This is a genomic window from Flavobacterium succinicans (assembly GCF_001662485.1).
GTDB lineage: Bacteria > Bacteroidota > Bacteroidia > Flavobacteriales > Flavobacteriaceae > Flavobacterium > Flavobacterium succinicans_A.
Genome location: NZ_JMTM01000074.1, coordinates 87,499 through 108,464 on the forward strand (window position 1 = coordinate 87,499; position 20,966 = coordinate 108,464).

General features: G+C 36.9%; 22 protein-coding genes and 1 riboswitch. Of the genes, 11 read left to right on the forward strand and 11 right to left on the reverse strand.

The window, feature by feature from the left end; genetic code table 11:
* Positions 1 to 87: 87 nt before the first annotated feature.
* The 5 genes from FLB_RS13920 to FLB_RS13940 form a co-directional block, all read right to left on the reverse strand.
* The gene (locus tag FLB_RS13920) at positions 88 to 1,014 is read right to left on the reverse strand and encodes a methionyl-tRNA formyltransferase (RefSeq protein ID WP_082923302.1); all 927 of its coding nucleotides are present in this window, start codon (positions 1,012 to 1,014) and stop codon (positions 88 to 90) included.
* Positions 1,015 to 1,018: 4 nt separating this feature from the next.
* On the reverse strand, positions 1,019 to 2,143 hold the full coding sequence (locus tag FLB_RS13925) for an ABC transporter substrate-binding protein (protein ID WP_064716560.1): 1,125 nt from the start codon (positions 2,141 to 2,143) through the stop codon (positions 1,019 to 1,021).
* Positions 2,144 to 2,221: 78 nt separating this feature from the next.
* Positions 2,222 to 2,767, reverse strand: a complete 546-nt coding sequence (locus tag FLB_RS13930) for a phage tail protein (protein ID WP_082923303.1) — start codon at positions 2,765 to 2,767, stop codon at positions 2,222 to 2,224.
* A gap of 26 nt (positions 2,768 to 2,793) precedes the next feature.
* The gene (locus FLB_RS13935) at positions 2,794 to 3,342 is read right to left on the reverse strand and encodes a phage tail protein (protein WP_064716562.1); all 549 of its coding nucleotides are present in this window, start codon (positions 3,340 to 3,342) and stop codon (positions 2,794 to 2,796) included.
* Positions 3,343 to 3,405: 63 nt separating this feature from the next.
* Positions 3,406 to 3,948, reverse strand: a complete 543-nt coding sequence (locus tag FLB_RS13940) for a phage tail protein (RefSeq protein ID WP_064716563.1) — start codon at positions 3,946 to 3,948, stop codon at positions 3,406 to 3,408.
* A gap of 249 nt (positions 3,949 to 4,197) precedes the next feature.
* On the opposite strand from FLB_RS13940, the gene FLB_RS13945 reads away from it, so the two are divergent.
* The 4 genes from FLB_RS13945 (at position 4,198) to FLB_RS13955 (ending at position 5,891) form a co-directional block, all read left to right on the forward strand.
* Positions 4,198 to 4,782, forward strand: coding sequence for a pseudouridine synthase (locus tag FLB_RS13945; RefSeq protein ID WP_064716564.1), 585 nt, complete (start codon positions 4,198 to 4,200; stop codon positions 4,780 to 4,782).
* Positions 4,783 to 4,824: 42 nt separating this feature from the next.
* A complete protein-coding gene (locus FLB_RS14290; RefSeq protein WP_157490622.1) occupies positions 4,825 to 4,998 on the forward strand; it encodes a hypothetical protein in 174 nt (57 codons plus the stop codon).
* Positions 4,985 to 5,356 carry a type II toxin-antitoxin system VapC family toxin gene (locus FLB_RS13950; RefSeq protein ID WP_064716565.1) on the forward strand — a complete coding sequence of 124 codons (372 nt, stop codon included), beginning with the start codon at positions 4,985 to 4,987 and terminating at the stop codon, positions 5,354 to 5,356. Before FLB_RS14290 ends, FLB_RS13950 begins: the two co-directional genes overlap by 14 nt.
* A 70-nt stretch (positions 5,357 to 5,426) precedes the next feature.
* The gene (locus FLB_RS13955) at positions 5,427 to 5,891 is read left to right on the forward strand and encodes a tRNA (cytidine(34)-2'-O)-methyltransferase (protein ID WP_064716566.1); all 465 of its coding nucleotides are present in this window, start codon (positions 5,427 to 5,429) and stop codon (positions 5,889 to 5,891) included.
* Positions 5,892 to 6,354: 463 nt separating this feature from the next.
* Here FLB_RS13955 and FLB_RS13960 read toward each other — a convergent pair whose 3' ends face one another.
* The 4 genes from FLB_RS13960 to FLB_RS13975 form a co-directional block, all read right to left on the reverse strand.
* On the reverse strand, positions 6,355 to 7,140 hold the full coding sequence (locus tag FLB_RS13960) for an ABC transporter ATP-binding protein (protein WP_064716567.1): 786 nt from the start codon (positions 7,138 to 7,140) through the stop codon (positions 6,355 to 6,357).
* A gap of 186 nt (positions 7,141 to 7,326) precedes the next feature.
* Positions 7,327 to 7,740: a GxxExxY protein gene (locus FLB_RS13965; RefSeq protein ID WP_064716568.1), complete on the reverse strand. Its 414-nt coding sequence runs from the start codon at positions 7,738 to 7,740 to the stop codon at positions 7,327 to 7,329.
* Positions 7,741 to 8,031: 291 nt separating this feature from the next.
* Complete coding sequence (locus tag FLB_RS13970; protein ID WP_231891089.1) at positions 8,032 to 9,003, reverse strand: iron ABC transporter permease; 972 nt, start codon at positions 9,001 to 9,003, stop codon at positions 8,032 to 8,034.
* 61 nt (positions 9,004 to 9,064) lie between these two features.
* On the reverse strand, positions 9,065 to 10,207 hold the full coding sequence (locus tag FLB_RS13975) for an ABC transporter substrate-binding protein (protein ID WP_064716591.1): 1,143 nt from the start codon (positions 10,205 to 10,207) through the stop codon (positions 9,065 to 9,067).
* A 261-nt stretch (positions 10,208 to 10,468) separates the two neighbouring features.
* Here FLB_RS13975 and cobU point away from each other — a divergent pair, with 261 nt between their 5' ends.
* The 7 genes from cobU to FLB_RS14010 all read left to right on the forward strand — a co-directional run bounded on the left by cobU (position 10,469) and on the right by FLB_RS14010 (position 18,607).
* Positions 10,469 to 10,984: a bifunctional adenosylcobinamide kinase/adenosylcobinamide-phosphate guanylyltransferase gene (gene cobU / locus FLB_RS13980; protein ID WP_064716569.1), complete on the forward strand. Its 516-nt coding sequence runs from the start codon at positions 10,469 to 10,471 to the stop codon at positions 10,982 to 10,984.
* A 317-nt stretch (positions 10,985 to 11,301) separates the two neighbouring features.
* The gene (cobT, locus tag FLB_RS13985) at positions 11,302 to 12,981 is read left to right on the forward strand and encodes a nicotinate-nucleotide--dimethylbenzimidazole phosphoribosyltransferase (protein ID WP_064716570.1); all 1,680 of its coding nucleotides are present in this window, start codon (positions 11,302 to 11,304) and stop codon (positions 12,979 to 12,981) included.
* A 389-nt stretch (positions 12,982 to 13,370) separates the two neighbouring features.
* Entirely contained in the window at positions 13,371 to 13,811 is a 441-nt protein-coding gene (gene tnpA, locus FLB_RS13990; protein ID WP_064716571.1) for an IS200/IS605 family transposase, read from the forward strand.
* Positions 13,808 to 14,608, forward strand: coding sequence for an adenosylcobinamide-GDP ribazoletransferase (locus FLB_RS13995; RefSeq protein ID WP_064716572.1), 801 nt, complete (start codon positions 13,808 to 13,810; stop codon positions 14,606 to 14,608). Before tnpA ends, FLB_RS13995 begins: the two co-directional genes overlap by 4 nt.
* Positions 14,593 to 15,135 (forward strand): alpha-ribazole phosphatase, encoded by a 543-nt coding sequence (cobC, locus tag FLB_RS14000; RefSeq protein ID WP_064716573.1) that lies wholly within the window; start codon positions 14,593 to 14,595, stop codon positions 15,133 to 15,135. The genes FLB_RS13995 and cobC overlap by 16 nt, the downstream gene beginning before the upstream one ends.
* 260 nt (positions 15,136 to 15,395) lie before the next feature.
* A riboswitch (cobalamin riboswitch) is annotated at positions 15,396 to 15,662 on the forward strand.
* 31 nt (positions 15,663 to 15,693) lie between these two features.
* On the forward strand, positions 15,694 to 17,547 hold the full coding sequence (locus FLB_RS14005; RefSeq protein WP_064716592.1) for a TonB-dependent receptor plug domain-containing protein: 1,854 nt from the start codon (positions 15,694 to 15,696) through the stop codon (positions 17,545 to 17,547).
* A 4-nt stretch (positions 17,548 to 17,551) separates the two neighbouring features.
* On the forward strand, positions 17,552 to 18,607 hold the full coding sequence (locus FLB_RS14010; protein WP_064716574.1) for a YncE family protein: 1,056 nt from the start codon (positions 17,552 to 17,554) through the stop codon (positions 18,605 to 18,607).
* A gap of 72 nt (positions 18,608 to 18,679) precedes the next feature.
* Here FLB_RS14010 and FLB_RS14015 read toward each other — a convergent pair whose 3' ends face one another.
* Together FLB_RS14015 and FLB_RS14020 are read right to left on the reverse strand one after the other, a co-directional pair.
* Positions 18,680 to 19,306: an N-acetylmuramoyl-L-alanine amidase gene (locus FLB_RS14015; protein ID WP_064716575.1), complete on the reverse strand. Its 627-nt coding sequence runs from the start codon at positions 19,304 to 19,306 to the stop codon at positions 18,680 to 18,682.
* A gap of 97 nt (positions 19,307 to 19,403) precedes the next feature.
* Positions 19,404 to 20,849 (reverse strand): S41 family peptidase, encoded by a 1,446-nt coding sequence (locus FLB_RS14020; RefSeq protein ID WP_064716576.1) that lies wholly within the window; start codon positions 20,847 to 20,849, stop codon positions 19,404 to 19,406.
* Positions 20,850 to 20,966 lie beyond the last annotated feature (117 nt).

Consider the following 20,966-nt stretch of genomic DNA (forward strand, 5'->3'; position numbering starts at 1 on the left):
TTTTTATGCGATATGATTGATTTTAAGATGTAAAAAAATAAGTTACTAGTATAAAAATTGGCACATGTTTTCTTAAAATAATCAATTTCACTCTAATTTTTCTCCTTTTCGTAAACCAAATTGCGTCATTTTTTGTCCAGAAAAATAGCCTTCTTCACAATAGATTACTTCTATCTTTATTGATTTCCCATCAGCGCAGGCTATTATTAAACCGTTCGATGCATCAAGGGCTATTACAGTGCCAGGATGGGTGTTAGGTTCTACCGGTACAAAGGAGAGGGATACGTCTGTGATGCCAAATACCCAACCCTTATTGCTCGTTCTTGCTCCTTTTTGCCAAGGATTACATGCTTTTACCAAAGCTCGAACGTCTAAGGATGTCATCGTTTTCCAATCAATAAATAAATCTCTGGTTTCAGGTTGGCTATACCATTTTACTTGGGAGCCAATTTGTTTTTTTGGGGCTAATGTTTTGTCTACCAAACCTTGTAGCAAAGTCGTTGTAAGTTCTAAACCAACATAAGCCAATTGTGCAATAAGCATTCCGAAACTAGCTTCTGGATATATAGGCACCTCTTTGGTAAAAAGGATATCGCCTGTATCCAAATGCTCATCCATTTGATGGACGGTTACAGCACCGCTTGATTCACGGTTTCGAATCATCCAAAATAAAGGATTACTTCCTCTAAATGCAGGTAATGGTGCATAATGAAAATTAATAAATCCGCCTGTAGGAATAGAAAGAACAGTCGCTGGAATTTTCCAAGGAAATGTCTTGACAAATACTACGTCAGGTTGATGGAGTTTAAGCCATGCGGTAAGCGTAGTTTCTAAATTATTTTTTGCAAAAACTTGAAATGGCACTAATACTGAGTCACATTGTTTTTCCAACAACAAAGTGGTTTCGCTAACACGATCAGATGTACCAACTGCAACCACCAACTGCTGCTGCTGCAGCAAGTATTGCATTGCGGGTAGTCCTAGTCGGTCATTACAAAGTATAGCTATTTTCATAATTTTAGGTGCAAAAAAAGTTATTCTTCCATCCAGAATGGATTCCCTCTATTTTTTGTGAGCACGTTTGTCTATGTTCTTCTTGCGTAATCTCCAATTTCTTATCAATTTTTAACTTGCATTTTCCGTCGGCATCCGACACAATTATTCCTTGGTATAAAGGAGCATAACTGGTTTGTGTTTCAGCATCAAATACAACTTGGCCACGTGGGCTATCAAACGACCAGTTCGCCAAGGATTGTGGCCCTTCATTCAATAATTTAAAAGTAACAACTGCCGCTTCCCAACCTAATAAATGAAATAAGTTGGCTACTTTATTTTTTTGTTCTTGAATACTTTTTAAAAATAAAAATTGCGCTTCGTTATCCAGAGAGGTTGCCCATGGTACTATGGTGTGAAATTCTCCTGTGGGAAAATCACATTTTGTTAGTATGGTTTCTTCTGCCATAAATGGTGAACAATAGAAGGGTAAGGGTGTTGCTAACGAACGGTTCTCTTTTAATTCTTTCATAAATAGTGCTGTAAGGTAAATGCTAAAATTTGCTAGTACTACTTGCGGTGAATTTTCATTCAGTAACTCAAGATACCTAGCAATCGAGAATTCACTAATTTTATGAGTGCTAACATAATTTCCAGACACTTTTCCTCCCTCGTCATCAATACCTTTTACATTAAAAAGCGAACCTCTATATCCTGCATCAAAAAACGAACTAGCCATCAATACGTTTCTTTTTCCTTTCGCTGCTAATTGTCCTAAACGATAAGAAGCATCAATGCCTTGCAAGGACAAAAACCAGTTATTCGGCAGTTTATCTTCTGTGGGCATTTGCATTCCAGCATCTAAAAAAAGAAAAGCCCTGCCCGAAGATTGTGCCAATTGGTATAATGGTTCGGCATTTAGAACACCACTATAGGCAACCAGTAATTGCACATCGTCTTCTAATAACAATTTTTCTGCTTTTGCATAATAAAGCTGTTGATTGTCTCCGTATCCTATGTTTTCTGTTATGAGTTGCAAATCGTCAACTCCTAACAATTGAAAATGAATGCGAAAGGCATCCAAAATATCAAAACCCATAGCAGGATAATCAGTGGAACGAGGCAATAAAAAACCAATTCGAGTAGGCATAATGTAAATAGATATAGTGTTTTCAAAAATGAAAATAGAAACAAATGAGTCTCATTTTCAAGATGTAATTATTTGAAGTTAGTTACGTGATGGATACACACCATATTCACAAATAATGTAATTTAAGCCTAAATAGGGATCCACGATTGACAACGGAACTGAGCCTGATCCTGCATTTGCCATAGCAATGTTTCCTGCAAAAGGTTTTAAACCAATATTGGCAGGAGTAGCATATGGGGTGCCTCCAGAACTATCACTTCCATACGTATTGTTTGTTGGTGTAGAAGCACTAGCTCCTGTATTAGAATCCTGAATAATGGTGTATGAAACAGGATGTACGTGTGCTGGCATTTGTTGTGGTGTAAGAGAAACTGACTCTAAACCACCAGCTTGACCAAGGCTGTAAAAAGAAAGTCCAGGGCCTTGTCCAGCACCTATAACACTTCGTCCTTTCAAATTAGGAAGCATAAAAGTGGTAGTTCCATTGCCTCCATAAGTCGTTCCCAAGATAGAAAACAAAGCGGTATTGCTCGCAATGTTGATCGTTTGTCCGTTGCAAAAGTCCCAGTACTTAGGGGCGAAATTTCCTGCGAAAAGTGTTGTAAATCCAATAACTCCTTCCATAATGTTTTTTTTAAGTGTAGTAAAAATTAATTTCTTGAAGGAAAAATTCCTTCTACAGTAATAATGTAATTCATGGCTAGGTAAGGTGCAATGGTGGGAACAGGCATGTTGTTTCCTGCAGTTACTGTAACACCTGTACCAGAGTAGGGACCCATTGCTATACCTTCAGGTGAACCATAAATAGGGGCGCCCGCCGCTGGTACAGTGGAGCTATTTGGCGTAGCTAATCCTGTGGTATCGGTAGATCCTTGTGGCGTTCCCGTTAAAACAGGACTGCCGTGATTGTGCATTGGAAGATTTGCTGAAAGAAGTGTGGTTTGCTCTGCGCCAACCGATTCCCCTATCAAATAAGTAGGAAGGGCTGGTCCTTGACCATAGTGAATACCTCTACGACCTCTAAGATCTGGAAGAGCAAACGTGTTTTGTCCATCGCCGCCATAAGTGGTACCGATCAATGCATAAAGAGTTGAATATTCATTTATGGATAATAATTGTCCTTGACAAAACATCCAATTTAGTGGGGCAAAATTCCCCCCAAAAATAGTTACCGTTCCGATATATGGGTCTACAAACATAATTTTATTTTCTATGAGTTATAATTTTCTACATTTTGCCTTTTAAATGCATGTTATTATGTATTAGTTCCGACTTGGGAAGATACCTTGTACACAAATTAAATAATTCAGTGCTAAGGTTGGCGATAAAATACTAAATGCTACACTTCCACCTGCACTGCCTATGGAGGCTTGCAGACTCAACGGTTTTGCCATGGTCGTATTATTATTGGTGCTAAAACTGTTTGCAGTACCGCCAGCAATGTTATTGTTCTCTGCAGTAGAATCAAATCCTATTGTATTGGAAGCTCCCAAAGAGATATTAATTGGTCCGTTGTGGTTGTGAGCAGGGATGTTGTTTAGTCCTAAAGTAGCTGTATTGCTGCCGCCTATTTGACCAAGAGCGTAAGGGGTACCTAGGGTGCTAGTACCAGTACCTACTGCAGCGCGTCCACGTAAATCGGGTAATTGAAAAGTGCTGATTCCATTGCCGCCATAGGTTGTACCTAATAAGGAAAATAAAGCTGAATTCGTTGAAATTGATAACAATTGACCATTACATTGAAGCCAAAATTTAGGCGTAAAATCATAGGCTACTGGAGTTATTACTGCCATTGTTCCTTCCATGATGTTTTTGATTTAAATGTTGAATAGATTTTTTTTAAACTTTAGATTATAATCAAGTATATTTTTCTGTTTACTTACTTGAAATAAAGGTAATTATGGTTTGTTTTTAATACCTCTTAAATGACATGACTAGTCTTTTTACTGTCATAAAAGAAGAATAATGAGGTATAGTTAAGAAACACTTTGTAGGTTAGTTTTTTTTAAAAAATAGAATAACCCGCTATATTTGTAGCTTTATTTCCAAAATACATGCACCACCATTTTATTCTTCACAAGCCTTATGGCTATCTTAGTCAGTTTATTTATGAACTCAAACGAAAGAAACGTTTACTAGGAGAACTATATAATTTTCCGGAAGGTACTATGGCAATCGGTCGTTTAGATGAAGACTCAGAAGGGTTATTACTCTTGACTACCGATGGAAAAGTCAGTGAGCAAATTAGAAGCAAAAAAGTGGATAAAGAATATTATGTTCAAGTAGATGGTGTAATCACTCCCGAAGCGATTGAGCAAATAAAAAAAGGAGTTGAAATAGGTTGCAATGGAACCAAATACGTAACCAAACCTTGCGAAGCTTTTATTTTGAATAAAATCCCTAATTTTGGCCCACGCGGTAAGAAAATTAGAGACGAACGACACGGTCCCACTTCATGGGCTTCGATTATAGTCAATGAGGGAAAATTTCGTCAAGTGCGCAAAATGACGGCTGCTGTAGGTTTTCCAACCTTGCGGTTGGTTCGCGTTCGAATTGGAAATGTAAATTTGAAAGAGCTGCAAGCAGGAGAAGTTCTGGTAGTAGAGGATTTTTTTAAAATAAACTCGATTATTGATTAATAGAATTGAAAAATGCTATAATTTTGAGTAAAATCATTTGCCATGACAGTTATTATAAAGAAAAACATTGATAAGAAAGAATTTGAAGAAATTCTAACCGCTTTCAAGGAAAATAAAAAGTCCAAAGGAGTGGATACTTCAAAACATTGTGGTTCTATAAAATTAACTAAAGATTCATTAATCATTCAAAAAGAATTGAGAAATGAATGGGAATAGTATTGTTTTGGACACTAATATTATTCTTTATTTACTGAACGGTGACGAACAACTTTCAGCTATATTAAGTGGTATGGAGTTGTTTGTTTCTGTTATAAGTGAAATAGAGTTACTAGGTTATAATGGAATAGGAGAAGATGATAAGCTTAAAATTAAATTTTTTCTTTCAGAATGCTCTATAATTTCTTTGGATAATGAAGTAAAGGAATTAAGTATCAAAATCAAACAAAAATTTAAAGTTAAAACTCCGGATGCTATTATAGCTTCTACAGCAATTTTCTTCAATTTACCACTGATTACTGCCGATAAAGGTTTTGAAAAAATATCAGATTTAGATTTAATGATTTATCAAGTTTAAATTTTAAAAGTTACTTTTCACCTTCTTTGGTCTTTTTTCTAACAGTCTCTCATCTCTCATCTCAATTCAAATGCTAAATATAGTTCTCGTCGAACCCGAAATCCCTAATAATACTGGTAATATTGGTCGCTTATGTGTTGGTACAGAAAGCCGTCTGCATTTAATTCACCCGTTTGGTTTTGTTATTAATGACAAAAATCTTAAGCGCTCGGGATTGGATTATTGGGTGCATCTGGAGGTGACGGAATATCAAAATGTAGCCGAATGGATGAAGGTAATTCCAGATACTTCAAGAGTCTTTTTGATGAGTTCGCACGCGGAGCATTCCTATTTGAATATCGAATTTCAAGACGAAGACTGGTTGGTTTTCGGTAAAGAAAGCGTAGGCTTGAGCCAAGAAGTATTGGATTTGTTTGCCAAAGAAAATCAATTAAAAATCCCTATGTCGCCTCTGATTCGTAGTTTTAATATTGCCAATTCAGTTGCTTTTGTTGTAGGAGAAGCAAGAAGACAACTTTCGTTAGGCAAAATTTAGTTGGCAGTTTACAGCTGTTAGTGTTCAGTTTTTATGAGCTGGTACTATTTGCTCCTTTTACAGTTAATTTTTTACCACAAGGAAACACAAAGTAGGCACGAAGCAACACGAAGTTGTATAATTGCCTTTGCGCCCCTTGCGTAATCCCATTGTGAACTTAGCGGTTAAACTTTTTTGCCACGGATTACACGGATAAAACGGATTTATAGCAATTGTTTAATTGTTAGGGTGCTTCGTGCCTACTTTGTGAATCTTTGTGTTTGAATTTTTCAGCTAAACATTTCAAAACTAACCTTCTATGCCCTTATTTGCCTTATATGGTTCAAAATAAACAGTCAATTCAAAAAACTGTTCTGACTTATATGTTTGTATTTTTTTTTGCGCCCCCTGCGTAAATCTTTGCGTTCTTAGCGGTTAAATTTTTAGACACAGATTTTAATTATCCTTTTGGGGTTTAGGGAGCTTAACCCGTAATCACAAACTTCCCTTTATCAGCATCAAAAACAATATGCTCATCTTTAAAAAGCGTGTTGAAACTTCCTTTCGTAATCAAATTACAAGGTTCATCTTGCACAACACTTTCTGGCGTCATAATAATCATTTCGTCGCTCAATTGAATCGCCATATCGATATCGTGAGTAGAGAAAAGAATACATTTGCCCGTTTCGTGGGTGAGTTTTTTAAGTAATTTCAATAACGAAACTTTGTGCAACAAATCCAAGTGCGTCGTGGGCTCATCCAAAATAATCAAAGGTGTATCCTGAGCTAAGGCGCGTGCAATGAGTACTTTTTGCAATTGCCCATCACTAATTTGATAATGCTTTTTATCGGCCAAATGACTGATTTGAGTAAGTGACAACGCTCGTTCCACCTGAATTTTATCTTCCTCGTTCAAGGTGCCAATCCAATTCGTGTAAGGTTGACGTCCTAACGCCACTAATTCATATACCGTTAAATTACTTGGAGGTAATTTTTCGGTCAAAACCAAACTCATTTCTCGTGACAAATCGGAAACATTATAGGTGGCTATATTTTTGTCGTGTAATAAAACGTCACCCTCAAGAGGCTTTTGAATTCCAGTAATGGTTTTTAAGAGTGTCGATTTTCCAATGCCGTTTGCACCAATCAAAGCCGTTAGTTTTCCTTTTTTAAGCGCAATGGAAACATCTTTAGCAACAAAAGCACTTACTTTTTTGTTCTGATAACCAATACTTATCGATTGGGTTTGAAGGATGATAGTTTCTTCCATTTTTTAAATTTTAAATCCGTACAACGAATTTGATGTACTACATTCTGAGATTTTTTACCACATAGAAGCATAGAATTTATAGTTTTTTAAAAGAAACAAATAGACGTTTTACTCTTCACATAGATGTTCGATAAATACAACTATCTTCTATATTTTTAATTTTCAACCAATGGCTTCAAATATAATTTAGTGTTTTGGTAGTTGGTGAAAAATTTCATTAACAAATGTCATTTGTCCTTCTTTAAAGATATTAAAACAATTAAAGTTTATCAAAATTCCTTTTGGAACATTTAATAGCTTCATATAGGTAAGTAGTTGAGCTTTGTGAATGGGGTTTATTTCGGAAACGGATTTTAATTCAATAACAATATTATTTTCAATAAGTAAATCACACTTAAAATCAATTGCAAGTTTTTTTTCTTTATAAAATACAGGAATATTTTTTTCTGAAATAAAATTGATGTTTCTTATTTTTAATTCTTCTAATAAACAATGATGATAAATGTTTTCTAACAATCCCTTACCCATTGTTTTATGTACTTCAATCGCTGCTCCAATTATTTCGAATGTAAGTTCATTGAGTTGTTTCTGCGTAGTCATAAACAAGTAGTATTGAAAATAGTTTTTTATTTTAACTAGTTGGTTGCAATTATTTTAAACCATATATAAGCATATAATTTTACAGTATTTAAAGTCTTTCGTATACATTTTATCTTCAAATTGCCATTCTATGTGTGAAATAGTACTATTTCTATTTATTCTTTACCTGTTTGCTATTAATCTATGACGCTCCTATGTGGTTAAAATTCATATGCTATTTCAATTTCACCCAACTGGTTTCTTAATTGCAAAAACTATGTTTTTTATTTGGTTAAATAGAACTCATTTCCATTAGCCCATCATTTTTTGTTTTCTAACCAATAACCAAATCACTACAGGAGCCCCTAAGATAGAAGTCACCGCATTAATGGGTAGACTCACTTCGGTGCCGGGGACTTGTGTAAATATATCGCAAACCAACATAATGCCGGCTCCAAAAAGGAGTGTACTCCAAAAAAGCACGCGGTGATTACTGGTTTGAAAGGTCAATTTGGCGATATGAGGAACGGCTAATCCAACAAAGGCAATCGGGCCTGCAAAAGCGGTTATACTTCCCGCAAGTATACTAGTGGCAAAAATAATAATCAATCGTGCTTTGCTGTAGTTGAGCCCCATACTCTTGGCGTAGTTTTCACCCAAAAGCAAAGCATTTAGGGGTTTGATGCTAAAAGCACTTAAGACTAACCCAATTCCTACGCAAAGACTCAAAATCCAAACCGATTCCCAAGATAAATTTCCTAAATTTCCCAACGACCAGAAGGTGAATTTCTGCAATTGCTCTGCGGAACTAAAATAGGTGAGTGTCCCAACAATGGCCGAGGTTAAGCTGCCAAACATCAGACCAATAATGAGTATCGCCATAGTATCTCGTAAACGTTGCGATACAATGAGAACTAGTAATAGTACACTGCTGCTTCCAATGGTCGAAGCCAAAACAATACCATAGTTAGAAAGTAACAAGGGAATTAAAAAAGAAGGCATAAAACTAGCACCCAAAATCACAAAAGCAACCCCCAAACTCGCCCCAGAGCTCAATCCCAAAACATAAGGACCAGCCATTGGATTTCTAAACAACGTTTGCATCAATAAACCGCTCATAGATAAACCCATACCAACCAATACAGCCGTAATCGCTTTGGGCAATCGATAATTCAAGATAATGTATTCCCAAGTGTCTTTGGAAGCGGTTTGTCCTAACAAACTTTTCAAAACTTCCTTTGCAGGAATAGCGATAGAGCCATAACAAATGTTTGTCACAAACAGACCAAACAATCCTATGCATAAGGTTATAAAAAGAATACTATGTTTAAAGGAAGACCTCAATTTATTGTAATTTTTCGGCAAAGGTAAACGTATAATTCGGAAGTAATTCGGGATGAAAAATTTTGATATAATCTTTCAAGACCAAATCGGGTCTACTTGCTGCCAATTCATAATAAACGGTGCCACCGGTGGCTCCGTGTTTGTTTTCAAAAGTATAGACGTTTTTGTTTTTTACAGCGTCAAATTGTTGGTAATGTGGATTGCTATTTTGCAATTCCGCTAAGTTTTTGAAGGAGCCCGTGGCAATCCAATAATTAGCTTTTTGCGCTTTTTCTAAAATCTTTTCAAAGGGCAACGACAAGCTTCCAGTTCCTTTGGTAGTACTCCATAAATAATTAGATTTGGCATCTTTTAAAAACTGTGCCACCCAGCTGTCACCTTTGGCTACAAACCATTGTTCTTGGTACATTGAGCCATACAAAACGGTCGGATTTGTCTTTTTTTGAGCGACCAAGGCTAGGGTTTCGTGGTAACTTTTTACGATGTCATTAAATAAAACTTCGGCTTCTTTTTCTTTACCAAACAAGGCACCGTACAATTTTATCCATTCGGCTTTGCCTAGTGGTGTTTGTTCCATCCAATCGGCTTGAATGAGCACTTTCAAACCGCTTTTTTGTAAGTTGTCAATCGTGGGATTCGAATTATCAATGCCAAAAGCCACAATCAAATTAGGACTCAAATCAATTAATTGTTCGGTGTCTAACTTTTCATTTTGACCAATATTTTTCACCTTTCCTGCATCGATTAGTTGTCGTGTTTTTGGAGACGAAATATAATCGGTGTGCGGAAAACCTACTAATTTTTTTTCCACCCCCAACATCTCCAAAAACGGAATATTGGTGGTCGAGGTCACCACTATGCTTTGTAAAGGAACAGCTATGGTAGGGTATTTTTGCAAACTATCTGGAACAATGCCATTTTTTTCTTTCAAAATATAGGTAAAATTTTGTTTTGCATCAGGCCAAGCATTGCGAACCGTTACCACCGAAAATCCTTGATTTTTCTGTATCGAAAGTCCAGAAGCATAGCGAATACTATTGATAGCGGTAGTTTCCGAAAGAGGGGTAGTGTTACCTTTTTTCTCGCAAGCACTCAAAGAGAGCAACAAGCTTATTAAGGCAATAAGAACAATTTTAGTCTTCATAAACAAGTTTTGAAACCTTTTTAAGGCAATTTTGGACACAAATAATGAAACGTAAGACTACTAAAAGCGAAAAAATAATTTGCGAATTTGCGGTCAATTTTACTTCTCAATTTAAATCAATGGAATACTAACTTATGTGGTCTGCCTATTGATTTCCATTGCAAATGTAACGCAAAAACTAAAATTTCTTGTTTATTTTTAACACTAAAAAATTCAACAAAGACTATCTTTGCTCTTTAATGAAGCCATAAATTATCCCAAATGATGTACTTGATTACTGGAGGAGAACGTTCTGGAAAGAGCGGTTTTGCTGAAAAAATAGCCAAAGAAAAGTCGGACAACCCAATGTATGTAGCCACAGCCCGTCAGTGGGATGCCGATTTTAAAAACCGCATCGACAGACACCAAAAAGACCGTGACGAACGTTGGGAAAACATCGAAAAAGAAAAGTTTCTGAGCGAGATAAATTTCGAAAACCGTGTGGCCGTCATCGATTGTGTGACCCTGTGGTTGACCAATTTTTTTGTAGACAACAAAAACGACATCGATTTGTGTTTGGAACAAGCCAAGAAAGAAATCGATGCCCTCGCACAGCAACCCAACACCACCATCATCATCGTTTCGAACGAAATCGGGATGGGCTTGCACGCAGAGACACACATCGGTCGCAAATTCACCGAGTTGCAAGGCTGGACCAATCAATACATCGCCCAAAAAGCCGATACCGTAGTTTTTATGGTAGCTGGAATCCCAATGGTAATCAAAGGCGAAGTTTAAAATATTCAGTTGTTTGAATTCAATATGATAAAACAAAAAAATAACCACATAGAAGCATAGTCAAAGCTAATTAGACAAAGAATGAATAGAAATACTAGTATTTACACATAGGATTTCTATGTGAATAGTAAAACGTCTATTGGTTTCTTTTGAAAAACTATAAATTCTATGTTTCTATGTGGTAAAAAAAATGCCTAAAAGGTTTCGATAACAATATTTTGGGCGTTTCCACAAGGGCCGGGCTGTTCGTTATATCTTTACTGCCGAACCCCGGCAGTAAAGGATGCCACTACCATCCCTAACGCAAAACAAAGACTATGACACTACAAGAAATCATACAATCCCGTCGCGATACCCGCCACTTCACCACCGACGAAGTGCCAGAAGACGTCTTGCAAAAAGCGTTACAAGCTGGGCATTATGCACCTTCTGTTGGACTTACCGATGCCACACGATATTACGTTATACGTTCCTCCGAAGTCAAAAAAGCGATCAAACTTTTGTTTGAAGACTATGATAAAAAAGCAGCCAATGCCACCGATAACGAGCAACAAAAGCAACAATACCAAGCACTAAAACTCGAAGCCATCGAAGAAGCTCCTGTGGGATTGGTCATTGCTTACGACCGTTCGGTGCTGAATAACTTTACCATCGGAACCGTGGGGAGCAACGAAGCGATTAAGTTTAGCGCGGTTTGTGCGGCACAAAACATTTGGTTATCCTTAACCGAACAAGGCTATTCTATGGGATGGGTGTCGATTCTAAACTACCACGAATTCAAATCTATTTTAGGATTACCCGAAAACATAGAGCCTTTGGGCTATTTTTGTGTAGGCAAACCCGCCTCTAATTATGAACAGCAGCCGATGTTGCAACAACTAGGTTGGAAGAAAAAAGAGTCGTTTCCCTCTATCACTCCGATTGATTCGATACAATCAAAAGAAACTGTAATTTCTTCCTTTGAAGAAAAAGTAACGGAACCCAATGCGATTTTATCGAACCAATTGCAACACAAAATCGATAACAAAACCAAACCCACAGGAGCATTGGGAGATTTAGAAGCACTCGCTCACCAAATAGGAATGGTGTTTCAAACCACTTCGCCTCAAATTAAGCAACCACATTTAGTGGTTTTTGCTGCCGACCACGGTATTGCCAATCACGGCGTAAGTGCCTATCCACAAGAGGTAACCCGACAAATGGTGACTAATTTTCTGGAAGGTGGAGCAGCAATCAATGTGTTTTGTAAACAAAACCAAATCGAACTATCGATTGTAGACGCGGGAGTGAATTATGATTTTCCAACAAACACCAAGTTGATTCACAATAAAATTGGCAAAGGCACACAGTCGTTTTTACACACCGCTGCTATGAGTCCTTTGGAAGTAGGCACTTGTTTTTCGAAAGGTGCCGCTGTTGTGTCCCAAATTGCACAATCGGGTAGTAATTGCATCGGTTTTGGAGAAATGGGCATTGGGAATACAGCGACCGCTTCAGTGTTAATGCATTTTTTGATTCAAATTCCCTTAGCGGATTGCATCGGAAAAGGAACGGGAGTTACAGATGAAAAGCTACAAAACAAGCATCAAATTTTAGCAACTGCGATTTCGAATTACAAAGGCGCTACCGATTTAGACTCGGTTTTGGCCTATTTTGGAGGTTTCGAAATTTTACAAATCGCTGGCGGAATGCTCGAAGCACATAAAAATAAGATGCTAATTTTAGTCGACGGATTCATTGCGACAGTAGCCTTTTTGATTGCTTTTAAGAAAAACCCCGCTATTCAGAGCAATGCTGTTTTTTGTCACGCTTCGGCTGAAAAAGGACACCAACAACTCTTGGAATATCTAGGAGCAAAAGCATTGTTGCATCTTCAATTACGCTTGGGGGAAGGAACGGGTTGTGCTTTGGCTTTTCCTTTAGTACAATCAGCAGTGGCTTTTTTGAATGAGATGGCCAGTTTTGAATCGGCTGGGGTGAATAACAAAAAGGATTGATATTTTTCCTTCAGTTAAATCAGGAGTCAATTTATAAGATGAAATAATAAAAAATAGTGTTTATTTTATTGAAAAATTTGAATAGGAATGGGCTTTAGCCCATTCATTAAAATGATTTTAGCATTGGGCTTTAGCCAAACCTATTGTTATTTTGGCTAAAGCCTATTTGAAGCAAATGCTAATTTTTTCCTCCAGATAAATCTGGAGGCAATTCAAAAAAATGAAATATTAAAATTAGTGTCTATTTTATTGCAAAATTTGAATAGGGATGGGTTTTAACCCATCCTATTTTATTGCAAAATTTGTATAGGAATGGGTTTTAACCCATTCTTTAAAATAAAATCTCTAAATTGGCTTTAGCCGAATTTTAAACCACTAAAAATATAAGAATGCCATTTGTAAAAGTCTATCTTCATTGTGTTTGGAGTACTAAAAATAGAATTCCGTATTTAGATTCTATTGAATTACGCCAAAAAGTTTGGAATCATATAAGAGAGAACGCCATTCAAAAAGGAATTTATATTGATTTTATAAATGGATATTCTGACCACTGTCATTGTTTGATTTCCTTAGGTGTGGACCAGAATATTCAAAAAGTAATGCAGCTTATCAAAGGAGAATCTTCATTTTGGATTAACAAAAATGAATTGACTAAAGAAAAATTTCAATGGCAGGAGGAATATTTTGCAGTTTCTGTGTCTGAATCGATTCTTAATAAAGTTAGAGAGTATATTAAAAATCAAGAGGAACATCATAAAAAGAAGTCATTTCAAGAAGAGTATGATGAATTTATTTTAAAATATGGATTTAAAATGGTTGATAATAAATGAAAAAACAAGGCCACATCTTTTTTACCGCTTTGATGTTTTATACCCGAATTCCGTGTCCGAAGAATATTGACCATAATCCGGAATATTTAAATAAAGCGTCTCGTTATTTTCCTTTAATTGGTTGGATTGTTGGGGCAATTGCTTTTGGGGTGTATGCTGCGGCGTCTTGGTTGTGGAATGCTGAGATTGGGATAGTGCTTTCGATGATTGCGAGTGTGTTGGTTACGGGCGCTTTTCACGAAGATGGTTTTGCCGATGTCTGTGACGGATTTGGTGGCGGTTGGACTAAAACTAAGATTTTGACCATTATGAAAGACAGCGCTATTGGCGCTTATGGTGCGATGGGTTTGGTATTGCTTTTTTTGCTGAAGTATATGAGTTTGGTCAGTTTGGCCAAAGGCGATTCACTATTCACTAATTACTTTTCACTCTTCACACTTTTCTTGGTTTTCATAACAGGGCATTCTTTGAGTCGATTGGCGGCGATTTCGATTGTGTTTACTCACGAATATTCTCGAGAGGATGCTACGAGTAAAAGCAAACCCATTGCGCAACAGTATTCTTGGAAAGAAGTGGTGGGCGCTTTGTTTTTTGGGCTATTACCTTTGCTGGTTTTGATGACGAGTCACGCGATTATTGGGTTGGTGGTGTTGCCTGTTTTTTTGGCGCGTTATTTTTTGGCGCGTTATTTCCAGAAATGGATTGACGGCTACACGGGCGATTGTTTGGGAGCCACACAACAAGTATGTGAAGTTATTTTTTACCTAACCTTACTAGCGATATGGAAATTTATTTAGTGCGTCACACCGAAACGGTTTGTGAGAAAGGCATTTGTTATGGACAAAGCGATGTGGGTATTCGAGCTCCTTATGAAACGATTTTTGAAACGATTTTGGAGCAATTGCCAGAGCAAGGCGTTATGTACACCAGTCCCTTGCAACGCTGTTTGATTTTGGCACAACATATTCAAGAAGCTAAAGGAATTCCAATAGTAGCCGAAGAACCTCGATTGAAAGAAATGCACTTTGGGGACTGGGAATTGCAGGCTTGGAATGCTATTCCGAGGACTGTTTTGGACCCTTGGATGAATGATTTTGTGAATGTTGCGGTACCCAATGGCGAATCATTTATCGATTTGGACCAGCGGGTTTGGGAATTTTTGGAGGAGAAATTAGAAAAACCCAATGAAAAACCGCTGATTTTAGTCACGCATTCTGGGGTAATTCGAAGTGTTTTGTGTAGAATAAATAACATTCCTTTGCAGGAGGCTTTTTCTACACCTTTGGATTACGGAGTGGTGGTGAAAGTGGAGTATACTCGTTGAGCAGGGTTTGCGTGAGGGCAATGTCATTAAGTTAAGAGGAAAAAGAAAAAAATAGCACGCAGATTCAACAGATTTTAACTGATTTTTCATCGGGAAGCGGGAACGTACAGCCCGACCCAACTACTGAGCCTGTCGAAGTATCAGAAGGGGCACGCCCAAGTCATGAATGATGTGGTTTATATTGTTGTATTATAGTAGTTTATGATTTTTTTTACTTGTTTTTTGAATTTTAGTTTTAGTATTCCATTTTTTTAAGGCTATATTTGCATCCGAATTAAGGTTGCGTTTTACTTTTTTTAGAAAACGCATTAAAAGGGAATTAGGTTTAAAACCTAAGCTGTACCCGCAACTGTAAGCTATAAAGCTTGTTGTTATCTACAAAGCCACTGTTTTTAAAGTGGGAAATTAGAAATTAGAAAATTGAAGTGTTGCTACTTCTAACCTCTAACCTCTAACTTCTACCTTGGAATGGGAAGGTCAACAACAAGACGCAAGCCAGGAGACCTGCCTTTTTTCTTAACCAATAACGAACTTTCGGGAAAAAAGGTTCAGGAAATTATGGCACATTTTAAATCTTTTCTTTGTTTTTGCTTGCTGGCAAGTCAACTGACTTTTGCTCAGAATGATTCGATTACTCGCTTAAAAGAGGTCGTCATAGCTGATGCGAAGCTGCGTAAATTTTCAAGTTCTCAAACGATTCTTAGTTTGAACGATGCTGTTTTGTCTAAAAATAGTGCGTTGTTGACCAATTTACTCAATTACAATTCGGTTTTATACTTTAAAGAATACGGTCGTGGTATGCTATCGACGGTGGCTTTTAGGGGAACCACTGCGTCGCAAACTGCGGTGATTTGGAACGGCATCAACATCAATTCCCAAATGAATGGGAGTACCGATTTTAATACGATTTCAGGAACAGATTACAATTCGATTGCAGTTAAAGGAGGTGGAGGAAGTGTGATGTATGGCAGTGGGGCTATTGGTGGCACGGTGCATTTGAACAATGACTTGCGATTTGAGCGTTCTTTTTCAAACCAATTGCGATTGGATTATGGAAGTTTCAATACGCAGGGCATAAATTATACCAGCCAGTTTTCAAATACAAAATGGTCGGCTCAAATTGGTTTTTCTAGAAACTATTCTGATAACGATTACGATTATCCAGGTCTTTTTGATTGGAAAGGGAATCAGCGTTTTAATGAAAACGGGGAGTATGAAGTAATTGGGTTCAATGCAGCTATTGGTTTTAAAATTTCTGATAAACAAATACTAAAAGCATACAGTCAGTCTTCGAATACCGATAGGAATATTTCTTTGCTTTCGCCCTCGGAGTCTAGAACGAAATACAAGAATGATTTTAGTAGAAATTTGTTGGAATACAATGGTGTTTTCGACCAATGGACGATGAATGCTAAGATGGCTTACCTCACCGAAGGCTATCAGTATTATCCGAACAAGTCGCTACAACAATACAGTTTTGGGGAAACCAAGACTTGGATTACCAAAGCAGATGTCAGTTTTCAGGCGACGCCATCATTTTTGATAAATACGATTTTAGAATACAATACAACCCGAGGTGAAGGCTCTGGATTTGGATACCACGAAAGACAGATTGGTGCTGCTTCTGTGTTGGTCAAATATGAAATCGATTCGAAATGGCAAAATGAATTGGGGATTCGTAAGGAGTTTACCAACAATTACAAATCGCCTGTTCTTTTTTCGGCTGGAAGTGCTTTGCGCATCGCACCTTGGTACCAATTGAAAGTTAATGTTTCGCATAATTTCCGCATTCCTACCTACAATGATTTGTATTGGGAAGAAGGTGGCAATCCCAATTTAAAACCTGAAAGTGCGTACCAAGGCGAACTAGCCAATGTTTTTACTTATAAAAATATCAGCCTAACGCAAACTGCCTATTACAACAAGATTAAAGATTTGTTGCGTTGGGTTCCGGGGAATAATGGGATTTGGTCTCCTCAAAATACGGATCGCGTAACCGCTTATGGAATAGAAGCTTTATTGGCTTGGAAACAACAATTTGGAAAAAGTATTTGGCAAATCAATGGGACGTATGCCTACACCATTTCTAAGAATGAGGCAACCCAAAAGCAATTGTTTTTTGTGCCCTATCACAAAGCTACCGCAGCATTGGCCTACAGTTATAAAAAATGGAGCGCCAATTATCAATTCTTATTTAATGGTTTTGTTTATACCCAATCTGATAACGACCCTAGCGCTATCATTCCTTCGTATTGGGTGGCTAATTTGGGTGTGGATTATGAATTATTTAAGCGTAATCCCATAAAAATTGGCGCTCAAGTGCTTAATCTTTGGAATGAAAAATATGAAAGTCTGGAAAATAGAATGATGCCCGGACGTAATTTTAATTTGTATCTAATCTTTAAATTTTAATATAATGAAGTTAACTAGAGTTTTATTAGTAGCCTTTACTTTCGCCTTTTTGGCATCTTGTACTAACGAGGACAACGAGAATGTTTCCAAAGGGAATTATGATAATGGAGTATTCATTCTAAATGAGGGAAATTCTTCTGGAGGTTCGGTATCGTTTTTAGGAGAGGATTTGACTACTTTTAAACAAGATGTGTATAAAGCAGAAAACGGAGGTGATTTTTTCGGTACCTATGTGCAATCGATTTTTTTTGATGGAGATAAAGCCTATGTGATTGCAGGAGGTTCTAACGTGATTAATGTAGTGAATCGCTATACGTTTAAGTTACTTGCTAAAATCGAAACAGGTCTAGTGACACCAAGATATGGGGTGGCAAAGAATGGTAAAGCCTATGTAACCAATGCGAACACTTATGCTTATGCGAATCCAGCTACTGGAAATACAGATGATTTTGTCGCCGTTATCGATTTGGCTACCAATAAAGTGGAATCTAAAATTAACTTGAATGCTACAGCCAATCGTGTTGTTTTAGAGGGTGATAAGTTGTACATCACAGAACCTTATAATAGCGACAAAGTTTTGGTAGTAAATACAGTAACTAAGGCTTTAGAAACACCAATAACTGTTGGGTCAAGCGCCAATACAATGGAAGTAAAAAACGGTGTTTTGTATGTGTTAGCAGCTCCTTACGGAAGTGCAAGCAAAATTGTGAAAGTGAAATTATCGGAAAAATCGGTGACTGAAGTGGTGTTTCCAACGGCTTTGACAGAGGCAGGAAATTTAGATATTTATGGTTCTAAAATCTATTTCACAAAAGATACAGGAGTGTATAGTATGGATATTACAGCAACACAACCTTCAGATAAACCTATTTTTAACTACTCGTCTACTTCTCAATATGGGGTGATGTATGGTTTTGCGGTAGAGAATGATAAAATTTACATTGCCGATGGAGGAGATTTCGCTTCGAATAGTAAGGCTTATGTGTATTCATTAACTGGAGCTTTGCAAAAAGAAGTAACAGTAGGTGTGGGACCTAACGGATTCTATTTTAATAATTAAAAGCTCTAGCTTAAAAACTAAAAAGGCGTTTTCGAAATGAAAACGCCTTTTTTGTTTGGGTAGTTGTTCTTTTTATTTTAGCGTTGAAACCACATCTAAAATGGTGTTGGCAATTTTTGTTTGTTCTGTTTCGTTGGTCAAGGTGTTTTTGTCGTTTTCGTTCGTCAAATACCCTAATTCAATCAAAACACCAGGAACTGTTGCTTTTTTTAGCACCATAAAAGGGGCATTTTTTATCATAGCATTGCCTTTTAAAGCGGTTTGTTGTGTCAATCTTGCGTTAAGTTGTGTCGCAATTTCTTTAGATTGTTCAACCGTGGCAGGATTTTGTTCGTTGATGAAAAATTCCAAGCCAGATTTTTGAATGTTGGCGTTAGCATTAACATGCAACGAAAGGAATAAATCAGGTTGAATGCTATTGATAAGGGCTGCACGAGAAGGCAACTCCACGAATTCATCGGCAGTTCTAGTAAAATGTAAAACAATAGCTTGATTGGTATTCAACGCTTTGATTTTACTGGCAATTTGTGCAACGATTTCTTTCTCGAGGACAGCGTTATTTTTTGCGCCAAAATCATGTCCGCCATGTCCAGCATCAATCACTACATGAATGGTTTTGGAAGATTTCAATGCAGGTGAAATAAATGCTAAAGAAGCACACGCTAAGATTCCGATACCAATTTTAGAATACAATTTCATACTATAAATGTTTTAAAAGTTACTAATGAAGTTTCAAAAAGCATTGCTTTTCAAAACTATAGGGATAACGTTATATTTTCTAATTTTAGTATAATTCCTATAAAGATTTTAATAATCCCTCAGGAACAGTTTCCAAATACATGTCGTTTCTAAAGCCTCTGATGGATTTGCCATCTTTGAAAAATTCAAAGGTTTTCCCTTTTGCAGCTGGAACTTCTTTTTTAGTACCAGTTATTTTACCAATGGCTAGACTTAATAAAGGTTCGTTAACATCACCCAATACACCAAAAGTACTGATGGTTTCTGCTTGTTGGAAAGTTGGAGTTAATCCACTTTGATAGTCACCAAAGCCGTCAGCGTTTACAATTTTGAGTACCAAAGGTTGCATGGCATATTTGTGAGAAGGGTTCACGTTCTCTTTTTGGAAAGTTGGAGAATCATACAAAGTAATGGATCCTACGTTTTTACCAGTAGTAACATCTCCAATTTGAACAACATTGATGAAAGGTTTCAAGCCATTAATGACTAACTCACTAGCAGAAGCTGTACTTTTTGTAGTAATAATATAGACTTTGGTCAAATTCAAACTGTTGATGGGCGTGCTTTCAATTTTATCAGTGAAAAAGTTCTTGAGCGCATCAGGATTATTGGTGCTAAAGTAGGCTTCCACCTTTTTATTCCATTGTTGTTTAGCAAATACTTTTCCTTTGAATTGACCCGTAATCATACTCGCCAATCGTGTAGCCGTTTGTACGGAACCCCCACCGTTGTAGCGTAAGTCCAAAACTAAATCGGTAATGCCTTGCGATTTCAAACTGCCAAAAGCATCGTTGAGTTGGGTGTCATAATTAGCAAAAAAGCCATTGTACATCAAATACCCTATTTTTTTTCCTCCGGTTTCGATTACTTTAGTAATAAAAATCGGGTTTTCATTCAAAGTGGTTTTGGTTAAAGCCACAGATTTTCCATTACTAACAATCGTAGTTCCATTATAATCTGCTAAATTCAAAGTATAGCTTTCAGCATTTAACAATAAAGTTTGATAGTTGCTTGCGGTTAATTGCGTGCCATTAACTCCCGTAAACATATCGCCTCTTTTGATCGCTTTAGTAGCAGCATCTGAACCAGGGATAATGTAGCGAACATAACCAAAAATTTCGGTAGTACTTCCAGGTTTGTAACTTAATCCAAAATCAACACCATCGTTTTTAGTGGTACCTTGAAAGGATTGTTCTAGTGCAACATAATCATTCACAATCCAGCTAAAACGATCGATGGACTTGTCTACACGCAAAGCTTCAAATAAACTCTCCGGAGTGTATCCATTTAGGAAGGTATTTAATTCAGTTTGATTTTTAAATTTATCATCGGCCAAATTTGGCACATCGCTTTGCCATAAATAATATTGATTCATCCCTTTCCAAACAAAGTTCTGAATTTCTAAGGATTTTGGTGCGGCAATATCATCTTCATCCTTTTGGCAGCTTTGTAAAAGGAAAAGGCTTGTAAATAAAAGGAAGGCAATTTTATAAGTCGTTTTCATAAAGTAAGGTTAAGTGTAATTAGTTTTCGTAAAAATACTAACTTTAAAATTATTTTTTTATTGTTTGTAACAAAAATAATTGTCGTTCGTCTTGCTTATAAGAACCGCTAGAAACCA